This is a genomic window from Streptomyces paromomycinus, from assembly GCF_003865155.1.
In the GTDB taxonomy this organism is placed as follows: Bacteria; Actinomycetota; Actinomycetes; order Streptomycetales; family Streptomycetaceae; genus Streptomyces; species Streptomyces chrestomyceticus.
The window spans coordinates 5,547,690-5,563,240 of the sequence record NZ_BHZD01000001.1 but is presented as its reverse complement, the minus strand read 5'-3'; the positions used below and the strand labels follow the sequence as shown (position 1 = coordinate 5,563,240).

At 72.6% G+C, this 15,551-nt stretch carries 14 protein-coding genes; 8 read left to right on the top strand and 6 right to left on the bottom strand.

The window, feature by feature from the left end; translation table 11 throughout:
• Positions 1–147 precede the first annotated feature (147 nt).
• A complete protein-coding gene (locus tag OEIGOIKO_RS23750; RefSeq protein ID WP_125055711.1) occupies positions 148–1,491 on the top strand; it encodes a cation:proton antiporter in 1,344 nt (447 codons plus the stop codon).
• A gap of 14 nt (positions 1,492–1,505) precedes the next feature.
• Entirely contained in the window at positions 1,506–1,781 is a 276-nt protein-coding gene (locus OEIGOIKO_RS23745; protein ID WP_125055710.1) for a hypothetical protein, read from the top strand.
• A gap of 58 nt (positions 1,782–1,839) precedes the next feature.
• Here the strand turns inward: OEIGOIKO_RS23745 and OEIGOIKO_RS23740 are convergent, their stop codons facing one another.
• Positions 1,840–2,328: a Zn-ribbon domain-containing OB-fold protein gene (locus tag OEIGOIKO_RS23740; protein WP_125055709.1), complete on the bottom strand. Its 489-nt coding sequence runs from the start codon at positions 2,326–2,328 to the stop codon at positions 1,840–1,842.
• Positions 2,329–2,547: 219 nt separating this feature from the next.
• Between OEIGOIKO_RS23740 and OEIGOIKO_RS23735 the strand changes: the two genes are divergently transcribed.
• From OEIGOIKO_RS23735 to OEIGOIKO_RS23720, 4 genes are all read left to right on the top strand, one after another.
• A complete protein-coding gene (locus OEIGOIKO_RS23735; RefSeq protein WP_125055708.1) occupies positions 2,548–3,903 on the top strand; it encodes a flavin-containing monooxygenase in 1,356 nt (451 codons plus the stop codon).
• A gap of 245 nt (positions 3,904–4,148) precedes the next feature.
• Positions 4,149–6,419 carry an acetate--CoA ligase family protein gene (locus OEIGOIKO_RS23730; protein WP_125055707.1) on the top strand — a complete coding sequence of 757 codons (2,271 nt, stop codon included), beginning with the start codon at positions 4,149–4,151 and terminating at the stop codon, positions 6,417–6,419.
• Positions 6,420–6,789: 370 nt separating this feature from the next.
• Positions 6,790–7,641: an enoyl-CoA hydratase/isomerase family protein gene (locus OEIGOIKO_RS23725; protein WP_371858959.1), complete on the top strand. Its 852-nt coding sequence runs from the start codon at positions 6,790–6,792 to the stop codon at positions 7,639–7,641.
• A gap of 97 nt (positions 7,642–7,738) precedes the next feature.
• Positions 7,739–8,422 (top strand): flavin reductase family protein, encoded by a 684-nt coding sequence (locus tag OEIGOIKO_RS23720; protein WP_125058888.1) that lies wholly within the window; start codon positions 7,739–7,741, stop codon positions 8,420–8,422.
• Positions 8,423–8,600: 178 nt separating this feature from the next.
• Here OEIGOIKO_RS23720 and OEIGOIKO_RS23715 read toward each other — a convergent pair whose 3' ends face one another.
• Entirely contained in the window at positions 8,601–8,912 is a 312-nt protein-coding gene (locus OEIGOIKO_RS23715) for an EthD family reductase (RefSeq protein ID WP_125055706.1), read from the bottom strand.
• Between the two features lie 335 nt (positions 8,913–9,247).
• On the opposite strand from OEIGOIKO_RS23715, the gene OEIGOIKO_RS23705 reads away from it, so the two are divergent.
• Complete coding sequence (locus OEIGOIKO_RS23705; RefSeq protein ID WP_125055705.1) at positions 9,248–9,544, top strand: winged helix-turn-helix transcriptional regulator; 297 nt, start codon at positions 9,248–9,250, stop codon at positions 9,542–9,544.
• A gap of 423 nt (positions 9,545–9,967) precedes the next feature.
• On the opposite strand, the gene OEIGOIKO_RS23700 is transcribed toward OEIGOIKO_RS23705, so the two are convergent.
• The 3 genes from OEIGOIKO_RS23700 to OEIGOIKO_RS23690 all read right to left on the bottom strand — a co-directional run bounded on the left by OEIGOIKO_RS23700 (position 9,968) and on the right by OEIGOIKO_RS23690 (position 13,420).
• Positions 9,968–11,035: a Zn-dependent alcohol dehydrogenase gene (locus tag OEIGOIKO_RS23700; protein WP_125055704.1), complete on the bottom strand. Its 1,068-nt coding sequence runs from the start codon at positions 11,033–11,035 to the stop codon at positions 9,968–9,970.
• Complete coding sequence (locus tag OEIGOIKO_RS23695; protein ID WP_125055703.1) at positions 11,035–12,210, bottom strand: acyl-CoA dehydrogenase family protein; 1,176 nt, start codon at positions 12,208–12,210, stop codon at positions 11,035–11,037. Before OEIGOIKO_RS23695 ends, OEIGOIKO_RS23700 begins: the two co-directional genes overlap by 1 nt.
• Positions 12,211–12,508: 298 nt before the next feature.
• Positions 12,509–13,420: an SDR family oxidoreductase gene (locus OEIGOIKO_RS23690; RefSeq protein WP_125055702.1), complete on the bottom strand. Its 912-nt coding sequence runs from the start codon at positions 13,418–13,420 to the stop codon at positions 12,509–12,511.
• Between the two features lie 177 nt (positions 13,421–13,597).
• Here OEIGOIKO_RS23690 and OEIGOIKO_RS23685 point away from each other — a divergent pair, with 177 nt between their 5' ends.
• Positions 13,598–14,539: a cyclase family protein gene (locus tag OEIGOIKO_RS23685; protein ID WP_125055701.1), complete on the top strand. Its 942-nt coding sequence runs from the start codon at positions 13,598–13,600 to the stop codon at positions 14,537–14,539.
• A gap of 234 nt (positions 14,540–14,773) precedes the next feature.
• Here the strand turns inward: OEIGOIKO_RS23685 and OEIGOIKO_RS23680 are convergent, their stop codons facing one another.
• Complete coding sequence (locus OEIGOIKO_RS23680; protein WP_125055700.1) at positions 14,774–15,247, bottom strand: ATP-binding protein; 474 nt, start codon at positions 15,245–15,247, stop codon at positions 14,774–14,776.
• Between the last annotated feature and the right edge of the window lie 304 nt (positions 15,248–15,551).

The following is a 15,551-nucleotide window of genomic DNA, read 5'->3' as shown; positions in this document are numbered from 1 at the left end:
CGACTGACCGGCCTCGCCCGCGTTTCTGCACTTCCCCCTTTCCTCCTTTCTTCCTTTCGCTTCCTTACCTTCCTCCTTCCGCTTCCTTCCCTTCCTGCTTTCCTTCCTTCCCTTCCCTTCCTTCTTCGGGCACGCGCGGAGGTGCGCATGACCGTTTCGGCTGCTCCCGTGGTTCCCTTCGGGGGCCACGACCTGTTCCTCTTCCTGCTCCAGGTAGGGCTGTTGCTCTCGCTCGCCTTCCTGCTCGGGAGGCTGGCGCTGCGCCTGGGGATGCCGGCCATCGTCGGCGAGCTGTGCGCGGGACTGCTGCTGGGGCCGTCCGTACTGGCACACGTGGCACCGGGCTTGAGCGGCTGGCTGCTCCCGCAGTCGGCCGGCCGGTTCCACCTGCTGGACGCGGTCGGGCAGCTCGGCGTCATCCTGCTCGTCGGCCTGACCGGGCTGAGCATGGACCTGAAGCTGGTGCGCCGGCGGGGCGGCACCTCCGCCCGGATCAGCGTCGCGGGGCTGGTCGTCCCGCTGGGCCTCGGCGTGTGCACGGGCCTCCTGGTGCCCGCGGCGCTGGTGCCAGGAGGTACCGAGCGCAGCACGTTCGGGCTGTTCATGGGCGTGGCCATGGGGGTCAGCGCGATCCCGGTCATCGCCAAGACCCTGATCGAACTCAAGCTCATCCACCGCGACGTCGGCCAGTTGACGCTCAGCGCGGCGATGATCGACGACATCGTCGGCTGGATCCTGCTCTCCGTGGTCTCGGCCATGGCCACCACCGGCGTACGGGCCGGGGACGTCGCGTTCTCCCTCGCCGGCCTGGTCGTCGTGATCGTCGCCGCGTTCCTGCTGCGCCCCCTGGTACGGCGTGCGCTGCGCGCGGCCGTGCACACCCGTGAGCGCGGGGCGGCGATCGCCCTCGTGACCGTGTTCGTCCTGCTGAGCGCGGCGGGTACGCAGGCGATGAAGCTGGAGGCGGTGTTCGGCGCGTTCGTCTGCGGACTCCTGATCAACAGTTGCGGAGTGCTGGACGCCACCCGGCTCGCCCCGTTGCGTACGGTCGTCATGTCGGTGCTCGCCCCGCTGTTCTTCGCGATGGCCGGGCTGCGGATGGACCTGACCTCACTGGCGGACGGAACGGTCGCCCTGACCGGCCTGGTCGTCCTGACCGTGGCGATCGCGGGCAAGTTCGCGGGCGCCTACCTGGGGGCCCGGCTGAGCCGCGTGAACCACTGGGAGTCACTGGCCATCGGTGCCGGAATGAACGCCCGGGGCGTCATCGAGGTCATCGTCGCCATGGTCGGCCTGCGGCTCGGGGTGCTCAGCCTGGAGATGTACACGATCATCGTCCTGGTCGCCATCGTCACCTCGCTGATGGCCCCGCCCCTGCTCCGGATGACGATGGCGCACGTCGCGTACACCGACGAGGAGAAGGAACGCGAACGCCGGAACGCGGTGGACGAGCCGGCCGCCCCGACGGAAACGCCGCTGCCCGGGCACTGAGTAGGATGCGCCGAATGAGCAAGAACCGGTGGCCGACGCTCGACCCGGACAGCGGTGTGGAAGAGGTGGTGCCGCTCATCCTCGAATGGCTGGGCGAACAGGGCATCGACGCCCTGATCAGGATCGACGCGGAGCGTGTGCGCGAGCACAGGCCCGCGTGGACGTTCTTCGCCTCGGGTGGCCCGTTGTCGCTGGAGCACAGCGTTCAGGTGGCCGGGCGGACCGCCGGTGAGTGCGTGGGCCGGGCCCTGCACCACCTGCGGCGCGCCGGGGTGGCCGTGCCGGTCTGATCCCGTACCGCGGGCGGCGGTCGTGACCGGCCGCGCGCCCGGATGCGAGCCGAAGCCTTCACGCGGGGCGGAAGACGGGGCGGAAGACGGGGACGGCCGGGGCCGTACCCTCCCCCGTACCCGTGCGGAAGCGCACCCGGAGCGGCATGCCGATCCGCAGGTCCGCCTCCGGGCAGTCGACGACCTCCGTCATCATCCGCGGGCCCTCGGCCAGGTCCACCACCGCGGCCACGTACGGCACGCGCTCGCCGAACGGCGGGAGGTCGTTACGGTGCACCACCGACCACGTGTAGAGCGTGGCCCGGCCGCTCGCCTCCTCCCACTCCACGTCTTCGCTCCAGCAACGCGGGCAGAACTCGCGCGGGTAGTGGTGCGCCGCCCCGCAGCCGTCGGCGCGGCAGCGGCGCAGCAGCAAGCGGCCCTGAGCGGCCGCGTCCCAGTAGACGCGGCTGAACGCGTCGGTGCCGGGCAGGTCGTACCTGGGCGCGGCGGGTGGTGCCGCGGCCGTGCCCCCGGGCTCGGACGGGGATGTCGCCTTGGGTCTCACTCCGGACCACCCGCTTCGTGTCGGTGCGCGGCGCACAGCGCCCGTCTCCTGCTGCCTGCTGCCTGCTGCCTGCTGCCTGCTGCCTGCTGCCTGCTGCCTGCTGCCTGCTGCCTGACGGTACGTCAGTTCAATTGACGTTGGCCGGGATGCGCAAGGGGGCGGGCACGGGCAGCGCCTCGTACGGCGACATGCGCGCCGTACGCGGTTACCCTCACCGGCATGCCGGACGACGCAGCGCACGCCAGCTCCTCCGCACCCCGTTCCGCCGCATCCCTTTCCTCCGCATCCCGCGCGCCCTCGGACGGCACCGCCGTGCCCGCGGCGGCGGCCGTCTCCGGTGGGGCGTCCGTCTCCGGTGGGGCGTCCGCCGTCGTCCCGCCCGTGTACGTCGTCGGAGGCGGGCCGGGCGGGCTCGCCGTGGCCGCCGCGCTCGGCGCCTACGGCATCCGCGCCGTGGTCCTCGAAAAGGCCGACGCGGTGGGCGCCTCCTGGCGGGGCCACTACGACCGTCTGCGACTGCACACCACCCGTCGCCTCTCCGGCCTGCCGGGCCTGCCCATCCCGCGCGCCTACGGGCGGTGGGTCGCGCGCGACGACGTGGTGCGCTACCTGGAGCAGTACGCCGAGCACCATCGCCTCGAAGTCGCCACGGGCGTCGAAGTGCGGCGCGTGGACCGCGCGGCGGAGGGCGGGTGGGTGCTCCACGCGAACGGCGGGCGCGCGCCGGCCGCCCGTACGGTCGTGATCGCCACCGGCTACAACCACACCCCGTACCTCCCCGACTGGCCCGGCCGCGACAGCTACCCGGGCGACCTCCTGCACGCCGGCGACTACCGCAACGCCGCCCCGTACGCGGGCAAGGACGTCCTGGTCGTCGGCACCGGGAACACCGGGGCCGAGATCGCCGTCGACCTGGCGGAAGGCGGCGCGGCCCGGGTACGGCTGGCGGTCCGCACCGCCCCGCACATCGTGCGCCGCTCGACGGCGGGCTGGCCCGCCCAGGCGACGGGCATCCTCGTACGCCGTCTGCCGCCGCGCGCGGTGGACCGGGCGGCCCGGGTGATGCGCCGCCTCTCCGTACCGGACCTGTCGGAGCACGGCCTGCCGATGCCGGACACCGGGCTGTACAGCCGGGTCCTGGAAGGGGCCATCCCCGTCCAGGACGTGGGGCTGATCGACGCCGTACAGCGCGGAGCGGTACGGCCGGTGGGGGCCGTGGCGTCCTTCGACGGCGGCGTCGTGCGGCTCGCGGACGGAGACGCGATCGAGCCGGAGGCCGTCATCGCCGCCACCGGCTACCGGCGCGGCCTGGACGGCCTCGTCGGCCATCTCGGCCTCCTCGACACCCGCGGCCGCCCACGTGTCCACGGCCCCCGCACCCTCCCGTCCTGCCCGGGCCTCCACTTCACCGGCTACACCAACCCGATCAGCGGCATGTTCCGCGAACTGTCCCACGACGCCCGCCGCATCGCCCACGCCATCGCCGAGGCCCGCGCCCACCAGGACCAAGACCAGGACCAAGACCAAGACCAGGGCCCGGCCCCCGCGCCCGCGTCCGCCCCAGACCTCCGCTGAGCCCCGACCCGAGACGCAACCCGACCCGAGGCGCAGCCCAGGCCGACACCCAGCCCGACCCGAGACGCAGCCCGACCCGAGACGCAACCCAAACCGACACCCAGCCCGACCCGAGACGCGGCAAACCGAGACGCGGCATCCCGATACGCATGCCGCACGACCCATTCCTGACTGAACGTCAGTTGCCCTAACCTGACGGGGCGTCAGTTGAATCGGCACTCGTCACACGGGAGCGGGCGTCAGCGATGCTTGGATCGACCTACGGCAGCCTCACCACTCACTCCAGCCCGGCCCGCGTAGTGGCGTGCGGGGCGACCCCACCGCACACCGTGCACGGTACGGCCGCGCCTCCCGCAGGCGGCCCGCACGCCGACGGCTCGCCCGCCGGCGCCGCAGGGCCCGACCTGGACGTCAGCGGGCGCCCGCTGTACGCCCCCGTCCCCGACCTGGACCGGTTCTTCCGGCCCGGAGCGGTGGCGGTGGTCGGCGCCTCCGACAGTGAGGGCCGTCCGAACACCGGCATCACCCGGCAGCTCATCGCGTGGGCCGAACGCGTCGGCGCCCGCCTGTACCCGGTCAACCCGGGCCGCGACCATGTCTTCGGCCTCCCCTGCCTCACCTCCGTCTCCGACCTGCCCGAGCAGGCCGACCTCGCCGTACTGCTGGTCGCCGACCCCGTACCGGTCATCGGGGAACTGGCCGACGCCAAGATCAGGTTCGCGGTCGCCTTCGCCTCCGGGTTCGCCGAGACCGGGGCGTCCGGTGCCGCCGCCCAGGACCGGCTCGCCGAGGCCGTGGCCCGTACCGGCATCCGGCTGCTCGGCCCGAACACCAACCTCAACGCCTTCGCGTCGTTCCGCGAGGACCTGGACGGCCCCGCCATCGCCCTGATCACCCAGTCAGGCCACCAGGGCCGCCCCGTCTTCTCCCTCCAGGAACTGGGCATCCGCCTCTCGCACTGGGCCCCGACCGGCAACGAGGCCGATCTGGAGACCGCCGACTTCCTCTCCTACTTCGCCTCCCGTCCCGAGGTCGGTGCCGTCGCCGCGTACATCGAAGGGTTCAAGGACGGCCGCAGCTTCCTGCTCGCCGCCGACCGGGCGGCCCGCAACAAGGTCCCGGTCGTCGCCGTCAAGGTCGGCCGCACCGAGGCCGGGGCCCGTACGGCCGCCTCCCACACCGGGAAACTGACCGGTGCCGACGCGGTGGTGGACGCGGCCATGCGGCAGTTCGGGGTGATCCGGGTGGACGGGCTGGACGAGTTGCAGGACACCGCGGCCCTGCTCGCCCGGGCCCGTACCCCGACGGCCGACGGTGTCGCCGTCTATTCGATATCCGGGGGCACCGGCGCCCACTTCGCGGACCTGGCGACGGCCGCCGGGCTCACGCTGCCCGCACTGTCCCGCGCGAAGCAGGACGAGCTGCACCAGTGGATCCCGGATTATCTGAACGTCGCCAACCCGGTGGACAGCGGCGGGCACCCGGTCGGCGACTGGCGCGGCCGCATGATCATCGACGCGCTCCTCGCCGACCCGTCGATCGGCGTACTGATCTGCCCGATCACCGGCCCGTTCCCGCCGATGAGCGACAAGCTGGCACAGGATCTCGTGGACGCGGCGGAACAGACGGACAAGCTGGTGTGCGTCGTCTGGGGCTCGCCGGTCGGCACCGAGGACGCCTACCGGCACACCCTCCTCGGCTCCCGGCGCGTGGCGACCTTCCGCACCTTCGCCAACTGCGTCACGGCCGTCCGCGCCCACCTCGCCCACCACCGCTTCACCGCCGGCTACCGCTCCCCCTTCGACGACGCCCCGCGCACCCCGTCGCCCTCCGCGCGCAAGGCGCAGGACCTGATGCGCCCAGGTCAGCAGCTCAGCGAACACGCGGCGAAACAGCTCCTGCGCGCCTACGGGATCAGGGTGCCGCGCGAACAGCTCGTCACCAGCGCGGCGGCGGCCGTGCGCGCCGCGAGCCTGGTCGGCTATCCCGTCGTCATGAAGGCGTCCGCGCCGCAGCTCGCGCACAAGACGGAACTCGGGCTCGTCAAGACCGGGCTGACCTCCGCCAGCCAGGTCCGGGACGCCTACCGGGAGCTGGCCGACATCGCCCGTCACGAAGGCATCGAGCTGGACGGGGTGCTCGTCTGCCAGATGGTCGAACGGGGCGTGGAGATGGTCGTGGGCGTCACCGCGGACCGCCTCTTCGGGCCGACCGTGACGGTCGGACTGGGCGGGGTGCTCGTCGAAGTCCTGCGGGACACCGCCGTCGGCGTGCCGCCCTTCGGCGAGGACCGGGCCCGCGCGATGCTCCGCGAACTGCGCGGACACGCTCTGCTGGACGGCGTACGGGGAGGGCCGCCGGCCGATGTGGACGCGCTCGTCGAAGTCGTCCTGCGCGTCCAGCGGATGGCGCTGGACCTGAGCGGCGAACTCTCCGAACTGGACATCAACCCGCTGATGGTGCTGCCGCGCGGACAGGGCGCCGTCGCGCTCGACGCGCTCGCCGTCTGCCACTGACCGCGCGAACGGCCGGACGACCGGCCACAGGGTCTTCCGGATGACCGGCCACGCGATGGGCCGAATGACCGGCCGTGTGATCGGCCGGACGCCCGGCCGCGCGACCGGCCGGAAAGCCCGTCCGACCGCCGACCACACCACCGTCCGCGTCACCAGCCACGTCACCGACCACGTCACCGTCCGCGCCACGGACCACACTGCTTGGAGCCGCCTCGCCATGGCCCCCACCCCCGATTCCCCCGGAACCGCACCCGGTCCTTCTCCCGAATCCGGCCCTTCTTCCGCTTCCGGCCCTACGCCTGATTCCGCCGTTGCCGCCAATGCCGCGGATGCCGCACCCGCTCCACCACCCGCCCGTCCCGCTGATTCATTGATACTCCACACCACTGACAACGCCGTGCTGTGGATCACCCTCAACCGCCCCGCCGCCCTCAACGCCCTCACCTGGGACCAGCGCGAACGCGTCATCGCGCTGCTCTCCGACGCCTCCGCCGACCCGGCCGTGCGCGCCGTCGTCGTCACCGGCACGGGCAAAGGTTTCTGCGCGGGAGCCGACCTGCGCGGCGGGCCGGTCGGCGGCAGGCCGGACAACGACGGACCGGACAACGGCAGGCCGGACAACGACGGCTCGGACAGCGGCGCGTCACCGTCCGAGCGCGTCGCGGGCGACGTGGCCCGCATGCTCAGGCGCGGCGCCCAACGCCTCGTCACCGCCGTCCTGGACTGCGAGAAACCGGTCCTCGCCGCCGTCAACGGCACCGCCGCCGGGCTCGGCGCGCACCTCGCCCTCGCCTGCGACCTGGTGGTGGCGGCCGAGTCCGCCACGTTCATCGAGGTGTTCGCGCGCCGCGGCCTCGTACCGGACGGCGGCGGCGCGTACCTGCTGCCCCGGCTAGTCGGGCCGCAGCGCGCGAAGGAGCTGCTGTTCTTCGGCGACGCCGTGACGGCCACGGACGCCGAACGGATGGGACTGGTCAACCGCGTCGTCCCGGACGCCGGTCTGGAGAAGGCCGCACGGGACTGGGCGGAACGGCTGGCCACCGGCCCGACCAGGGCGTTCGCCCTCACGAAGCAGTTGGTCAACGCCTCGCTGGACGGCGACCGAGGAGCGGCGCTCGCCGCCGAGGCGGCGGCCCAGGAGATCAACATGACGACGGCGGACGCGCGGGAGGGCGTCGCGTCGTTCGTGGAGCGCCGCCGGCCCACGTACCGGGGGCGATAGGGGGCGGGGCCAAGCGCGGGCAGGAAGGCCCGCCGTCCGGCGCCTTCCTAACTGACGACCCGTCAGGTTCAATGGAGCCATGATGGGACACGCCGGTATGGCAGCCACCGCGGTGCGCTATCTGCGGTCGGTCGGCGCACCGACCTCGGCCGGGATTCCGGCCACGACCCCAGCCACGGGCCCTGCCTTGAACCCGACCACGGACCGTGCCGCCACCACGCCACCACGCCCCGCCCTCAGGGCCGTACAGGAGGACGAGCGCGCGCCACTGGACCCGGCGGTATTCCGCGACACCCTCGGCCACTTCGCCAGCGGCGTCACGATCGTCACCACCCCGGCCTCCGACACGGGCAGCGCCCCCGCGGGCTTCGCCTGCCAGTCCTTCGCGTCGCTCTCCCTCGACCCGCCGCTGGTCACGTTCATGGTGGCCCGTACGTCCACCACCTGGCCCCGGATCGCCCGCGCGGGCGTCTTCTGCGTCAACATCCTGAGCGCGGACCAGGAGGGCCTGTGCCGCGCCTTCGCGGTCAGCGGCGCCGACAAGTTCGCGGGCGTCTCCCACGCGCCCGCCCCCGTCACCGGCTCACCGCGCCTGGCGGGCGTCCCGGCCTGGATCGACTGCACGGTCCAGGCCGTGCACACCGGCGGCGACCACCTCATCGTCGTGGGCCGGGTCGCCGCCCTCGGCACGGACCCGGGAGCCACCGGGCCCGGCCCGCTCCTCTTTTACCGGGGCACCTTCGGCCGCTTGGCAGGCTGTGCCGTGCTCCATGACGAGTGATGCCCTGTCACCAGGGCCGGACAACGAGGCGACTCTCCGTGCGAAGGCACGGCATCTGTGGTGCCCGCAGTACTCAATGAGTGACTGTAACCAACCCTTTCCCGACCGACCCTGGCCGCACCTGGCCGCACCTGGCCGCACCTGGCCGACGAACGCGCCCCGCGGCGCCCGGCCCACCTCAGCCGATGCCGTCCCGCACCGGATAGTGGATGACGACCAAACCGCCGGTGGCGTAGTTGACGACATCGGCGGCCACCCGCCGGCCCTGCGGCGACGCCCGCGCCGCGTGCATGGCGGCGGCGTCGGCGAAGTCGGCTTCGAAGACCGCGAAGTACGGCGCTTCTCCCTCGATCGCCGCCACGTCGAAGCTGTAGCGCCACGCAAGCAGGCCGGGCCACTTCATGACCAGCGGGAGGTGCTTGTTGACGTAGTAGTCGCGGAAGTGGTCAGGGTCGGCGGGCTCGGAATACAGGACCAACGACCTATGCATGACGGCCTCCGACCAGAGGCGTCGGCCGTCCGCCCGACCCGTAGCGGCCCCACCCGTGTATGGCGCCGGTCATCGGGAAGTTCCCGGCGAACATCCGGAACGGCCCGACCGGCGGGCCGCCCCCGGGCATCATGCGCGCGAGCAGTGCGCCGCCCCGGTCGGCGTACGGCGGTTCCAGCAGGGTCATCCGTGGCATCGGCTCTCCCGGCGAGTCCGTTTCGAAATCAGAAACGCTGGGTGAATGCTAGTGTTTCGAATAACGAAACGCAAGGAGGGTCATGCCGACACCGCGCCCAGGAACACCGGTTCGTGGATCGACTACCGGCCGCCCCCTCATGGCCGCGATGGACCTGTTCGGCCGTCGGTGGGCGCTGCGCATTCTCTGGGAGCTGCGTGCGGGTCCGCTCGGCGCCCGCGCGCTGCTGGCACGGTGCGAGGGGCTGTCATCCAGCGTCCTCTACCAGCGGCTCCGCGAACTCGCATCGAGCGGGATCATCGCCTCCTCTGCCGATGGCTACGAGCTGACCCGGCTGGGGACCGCACTCCGTGACGCCCTCCATCCACTCGACGAATGGGCGATCGCCTGGGCGCAGGAGCAAGAACTCAACGATCAGGAACCCACGGAGACGTGAAGGTCACGCCTGACCAGGTGGAGCGAGGATCTGCCGGACGCCGACTCGGGAAACGGGCGCACGCGGCCTGTGAAAACCCGTCGGTCGCCGGCTCTTCGCCGCACGCAGGGGTGAAGTCGACGTCCAGGCACGGGTCGTACGCGTCGGGCTCGTCACCGAGCTCATGGGTGCAGCATTCGCCGAAGTGCCGATGTGCCCGGTCAGGCACGGCGAGACCGGTGCCAGGCCCTCTGGGGCGCGCCCCTCCACTCGGCCTGCGACTGGCGCACGATCTCGGCGATGCAGAACGCGCTATGGAAGATCACCGCACGAAACGATCCTGGACCTGGTCGAAGGTCTGCCGCGAAGCCGCGACCTGTACGCCATCGACGACGACGTGCAGCGCGGCGGGGAGTGCGGGCGCCGCTCCCGGAGGGCGGTGCGTCAGAACGTCAGCACCCCTCGTGCCACCCGCCCCCGTCGCAGGTCCTCCACCGCCGCGTCGAAGTCCTTGACCGCGTACGTCCTGGTCACCAGCTCGTCCAGGAGGAGACGGCCCTCCTCGTAGAACCTCGCGTACCGCGCGATGTCACGCTGCGGGCGGGAGGAGCCGTAGCGGCAGCCCAGGATGGACTTGTCCAGATACATCGACGAGACCAGGAACGACGCCTCGGCGGTGGCCGGGGGCACGCCCAGCAGCACCGCCTGGCCGTGCCGGCCGAGGAGGTCCACGGCCTGCCGGATCAGCTCCGTACGGCCCACGCACTCGAAGGCGTGGTCGGCGCCGTACGGCAGGACGCCGCGTACGGCCTCGACGGTGTCCGGCACCGCCGACGCGTCCACGAAGTGCGTCGCGCCGAAGAGCCGCGCCACCGCCTCCTTGGCCGGGTTGACGTCCACAGCGACGATCGGTGAGGCACCGGCCAGCCGGGCGCCCTGGAGCACGTTCAGCCCGATGCCGCCCGTGCCGATCACCACCACCGTGTCGCCCTGCTCCACCCGCGCGCGGTTCAGGACGGCGCCGACCCCGGTCAGCACACCGCACCCGATCAGCGCCGCCGACGTCAGCGGTATGCCGCGGGGAATCCGCACCGCCTGCACGGCCCGCACGACCGTACGCTCGGCGAAGGCCGAGCTGGACGCGAAGCTGTACACCTCCCGGCCGCCGTGCCGGAACGGCTTCCCGGGCATCCCGATCGAGGCGCGGCACATCGTCGGCCGGCCGCGGTCGCACTCCGCGCACGTCCCGCAGTTGGCCAGCGTGGACAGCGCGACATGATCTCCTGCCGCTACCTGCGTGACCCCGTCCCCCACCTCCTCGACCACACCCGCACCCTCGTGCCCCAGCACCACCGGCACCGGATAAGGAATCGTCCCATCGACCACTGACACATCGCTGTGGCACAGCCCCGCCGCCCGGATGCCGACCAGCACCTCGCCCGGCCCCGGTGCCCGTACCTCCAGGTCGTCCACGACCCGCGGCCGGTCACCCTCGAACATGACGCCTCGCATCACCGCTCCCGCCCTCCGCCGAGGCCGAGCACCCGCCCGGCAATGATCGTGCGCTGGATCTCGTCCGAACCGCCGTAGACCGTGTCGGCCCGGCTGAAGAGGAACTGCCGCTGCGCCGTGTCGAGTTCATAGGCGGAGTCCGCCGTCCACGGCTCCGGACCGCACGCCGCGCCCGCTCCCCGTACCTGCATCGCCAGCTCCCCCATCCGCTGGTGCCAGCCGGACCACAGCAGCTTCGCCACACTGGGCGCGCCCGCGTCCCCGGCCGCCGGGCCGAGCGTGCGCAGCGCGTTCCACCGCATCACCCGCAGCTCGGCCCACTGCCGCACGAGCCGGTCCCGCAGTACGGGGTCGTCCACCGCCCCCGTACGCACCGCCTCACGGGCCACCCCGCGCAACTCGTCGGCAAACGCGACCTGTTGGGTGAGTGTCGAGACACCGCGCTCCAGCGCCAGCAGCCCCATGGCCACCCGCCATCCGGCGCCCGGCCCGCCCACCACGTGCGTGGCGCGCGCCACCGCCCCGTCGAAGAACACCTCGTTGAACTCGGACGTCCCCGTCAACTGCCGGATCGGCCGCACCTCGATGCGCCCCGGCTGGTCCATCGGCACCAGCAGGAAGGACAGCCCCCGGTGCCGCCGCTCCCCCGGATCGGTCCTGGCCAGCACGAAACACCAGTCGGCCTCCCGCGCGAGCGAGGTCCAGATCTTCTGCCCGCTGATCCGGTACGTGCCCCCGTCCCGCACGGCCGCCGTACGGACCGCCGCGAGGTCCGAGCCCGCGCCGGGCTCGCTGTACCCCTGGCACCACAGCTCCTCGCCCCGCGCGACAGGCGGCAGGAAACGTTTCCGCTGCGCGTCGTCCCCGTACGCGATCAGCGTCGGCGCCAGCAACTGCTCCCCGATGTGCCCCACCCGCTCCGGCGCACGCGCCGCGGCGTACTCCTCGGCCCACACGACCTGCTGCGTCAGCGTGGCGCCCCGGTTCCCGAAGGAGCCGTACGCACGGTCCCAGCCGATCCCGACCCACCCGCCAAGCCCCAACTCCCGCTCCCAGCGACGACGTACGCCGAAATCCTCACGCCCGTCCAGCCACTCCTCACCCAAATGCTCCGCCAGCCAACGACGCACCTCATCCCGGAACACCTCGTCTTCGACACCAGCCGAGAAATCCACCGTCCGCCTCCCACCGAGATCGGCCCCCGCCCACCTCTCCTCCCACCCCCCAACGGAAGGGGGCGGGCCGGAGCGGCCTGCCGCGCAGGCCCGCCCCCGAACCCTGACAGCCCCGCGCAGCGGCCACCGCCCGCCGCAGGCGCAACGGCGGCGCACCCGAGTGCGAACCGGCACCGTTGAGCCGGAAGGCCGCGCCCGAAGGGGGCCTCGCGGCCACCGCCCGCCGCAGGCGCGAACGGCGCCGCACCCGAAAGCGAACCGGCACCCAGGAACCGGCCCCCTGGCCACCCCCGGTGGCCTACGCGTTGGGTCGGCGCCCCCCGGCCGCGTCCGCGGCCATCCCCTCCACCCGAGCCAGCAACGGCATCGGATCGACCCCCACCGCCCCCGGCAGGAACTCCGCGATCTTCTCCGGCGTCCACCCACCCTCCGCGTACCCGGAGCGCAGCTCCCTCGGCTGGGCCCACACCGCGATCTTCGGTCCGGCGACCGTGTAGACCTGCCCGGTGATGCGTTCCTGCTGGGCGCGGTCGCTGAGCAGATAGACGACGAGGGCCGCGACGTCCTCGGGCTCGCCGATCTCCGTCAGCTCCGTCGGCACGCCGGCCGACATCCGCGTACGGGCGACGGGGGCGACCGCGTTGGCGGTCACGCCGTACCGGCTGAGGCCGAGGGCGGCGCTGCGCACCAGCGAGATGATGCCGCCCTTGGCCGCGGCGTAGTTGGCCTGCGAGACGCTGCCCTGGTGGTTGCCGCTGGTGAAGCCGATGAGGGTGCCGGAGCGCTGCCGGCGCATGACCGCCGAGGCCGCCCGGAACACGGTGAAGGTGCCCTTCAGGTGGGTGGCGACGACCGGGTCCCACTCCTCCTCGGTCATGTTGAAGAGCATCCGTTCGCGCAGGATGCCGGCCACGCACACCACGCCGTCCACCCGCCCGTAGCGGGTGAGCGCCGTGTCGACGATCCGCTGCCCGCCCGCCATCGTGGAGACGTCGTCCGCGACGGCGACCGCCTCGCCGCCCGCCTGCTCGATCTCCTTGACCACCGCCTCGGCGACCTCGCCGCTCGGCCCGGCGCCGTCGACCGCCACCCCGTAGTCGTTGACGACCACCCGGGCGCCCTGTGCGGCGCAGGCCAGGGCCACCGCGCGCCCGATGCCGCGGCCCGCGCCGGTGACGGCGACCACCTTGTCCGCCAAGAAGTTCCCCATGCCGCGCCCCTTCCCGCAGTTTCTGACGGCCCGTTAGATTTTTGAGCAGACCCGCACCGAGCACAAGACCCGGCGCAGCCCGGAGCCCAGCCCGGAGCAGCGTCCGCAGCGCGGCCGCCAGCGGCACACCCCGACGCACACACCGACGCACCCCCTCGACCACCCCCAGGAGGGCCCATGTCACTGCCCGCCGAGTTCCACACCCTCGCCAAGCGCGTGAACAACTGGGGCCGCTGGGGCGCGGACGACGAGATCGGCACGCTCAACCTGCTCACGCCCGGCGTCGTCCGGGAGGCCGCCGCCACCGTCCGCTCCGGCCGCCGTATCGCCCTCGCGCTGCCGCTGCGGCAGGACGGCGTGCAGACCGGCCTGATCCCCGGCCGGGTCAACCCCCTGCACACCATGACCGCGATCAACCAGGAGATCTTCGGCCCGGGGACGGTCGCCGTCTCCGACGACGCCGTCACCATGGGCCTCCAGGCCGCCACCCACTGGGACGGCCTGACCCATGTCTCGCACTCCGGCCGGCTCTACAACAACCGCCCCGCCGACTCCGTCACCGCGCACGGCGGCGCCACCGTCCTCGGCATCGAGAAGGCGCCCCCGATCGTCTCGCGCGGTGTCCTGCTCGACGTGGCCCGCGCCCGCCGCGAGGACTCCGGGGGCCCCGGCAGGCTGCCCGCCGGCCACGCGGTGACGCCGGAGGATCTGGACGCGGCGGAGGAGCTGGCCGGGACACGGGTGAGGCCCGGCGACATCGTGCTGGTCCGTACGGGGCAGATGCAGCACTACCTGGCGGGTGACCGGGACGCGTACGCCTTCCCGTCACCGGGGCTGTCGGTCCGTACGCCCGAGTGGTTCCACGCCCGCGACATCGCGGCCGTCGCCGTCGACACCCTCGCCTTCGAGATCTTCCCGCCGGAGATCGACGGCCTCTGGATGCCCGTGCACGCGCTGCACCTGGTGGAGATGGGCATGATCCAGGGCCAGAACTGGAACCTGGAGGAGCTGGCCGGGGCCTGCGCGGAGGAGAACCGTTACGCGTTCTTCCTCACCGCGATGGCCGAGCCGTTCGTGGGCGGCGCCGGCACGCCGGTGGCGCCGGTCGCGGTGCTCTGAGGCCGCCCTACGGGCAGCCACGGCGCCCCAGCCGGGTGGCGGTACGCCCGTGCGCACCCCGAGCGTGGCACCGCGGACCACCACCCGGCTACGGGACACGACCCGCACTCGCCGAGGCCCCGCCCCGTGTCCTCGGCGTCCCCTCGCGGCGAATCGCTCCGCCCCAGCGTGATCACGCGGCCACGCCACGTCAACACCTGGTCCGGACTTTCCTTCGGTCAGACGGTCAGGCGGTCAGGCGCGGTGCGGTACGGCGCAGTGCGGGTCGTACGCCCCCAGGTCCGACCCGGCCGCCATCAGCATCGACTGACCGCGGTCCACCTCGCACCAGATGCTCTTGCCGGTCCCCTCGGGCCGCCAGCCCCAGCGGTCCGCCAGGCCGTCGACCAGCTCCAGACCGCGGCCGTTCGTGTCGTCGCCGTCGGCCCGCCGGGGGCGTGGCGCGCGGGTGCTGCGGTCCGCGACCTCGACCCGTACGGTGCCCACCACGGCACCCGAACCCGAGAAGCACATCCGCAGCTGGGCGGGGTTCCCGGTATGCACGACGGCATTGGTGACCAACTCGGAGATCAGCAGGATCAGCGTCTCCGCCAACGGCTCGTCGGCCTCTATACCCGAGCCGGCCAGCCGCGACCTGGCCCACCTCCGGGCCCGCCCCACCTCCGCGGGGTCAGGCCGGACTTCCAACTGCACCTGAAGCACCTGCACCGCTCACACCATCCGAACCGGCGGACACATCGCCTCGCGCCTCCTCGAGGTCACACTCCGTGACCCCGGTGATGCACAGCATGGTTGACGTTCAGTCACCCCAACAAGCGCTTCGGGCATATTCCAGCGCAAGGGAGTATGCGTGGTGCATACTGTGCGACGCGCATTGCCGGGAGTCGAACAAGAGGGCTTCACACCCCTCCTTCGAGGGCGGGTGGAGCGCGTTCGGCATCCCGGGTCGGTCGCCACGACCCCACGGGAACTGTTGCGCCTCAGAACCACTCGCACCCAAGGGAGCGTACCC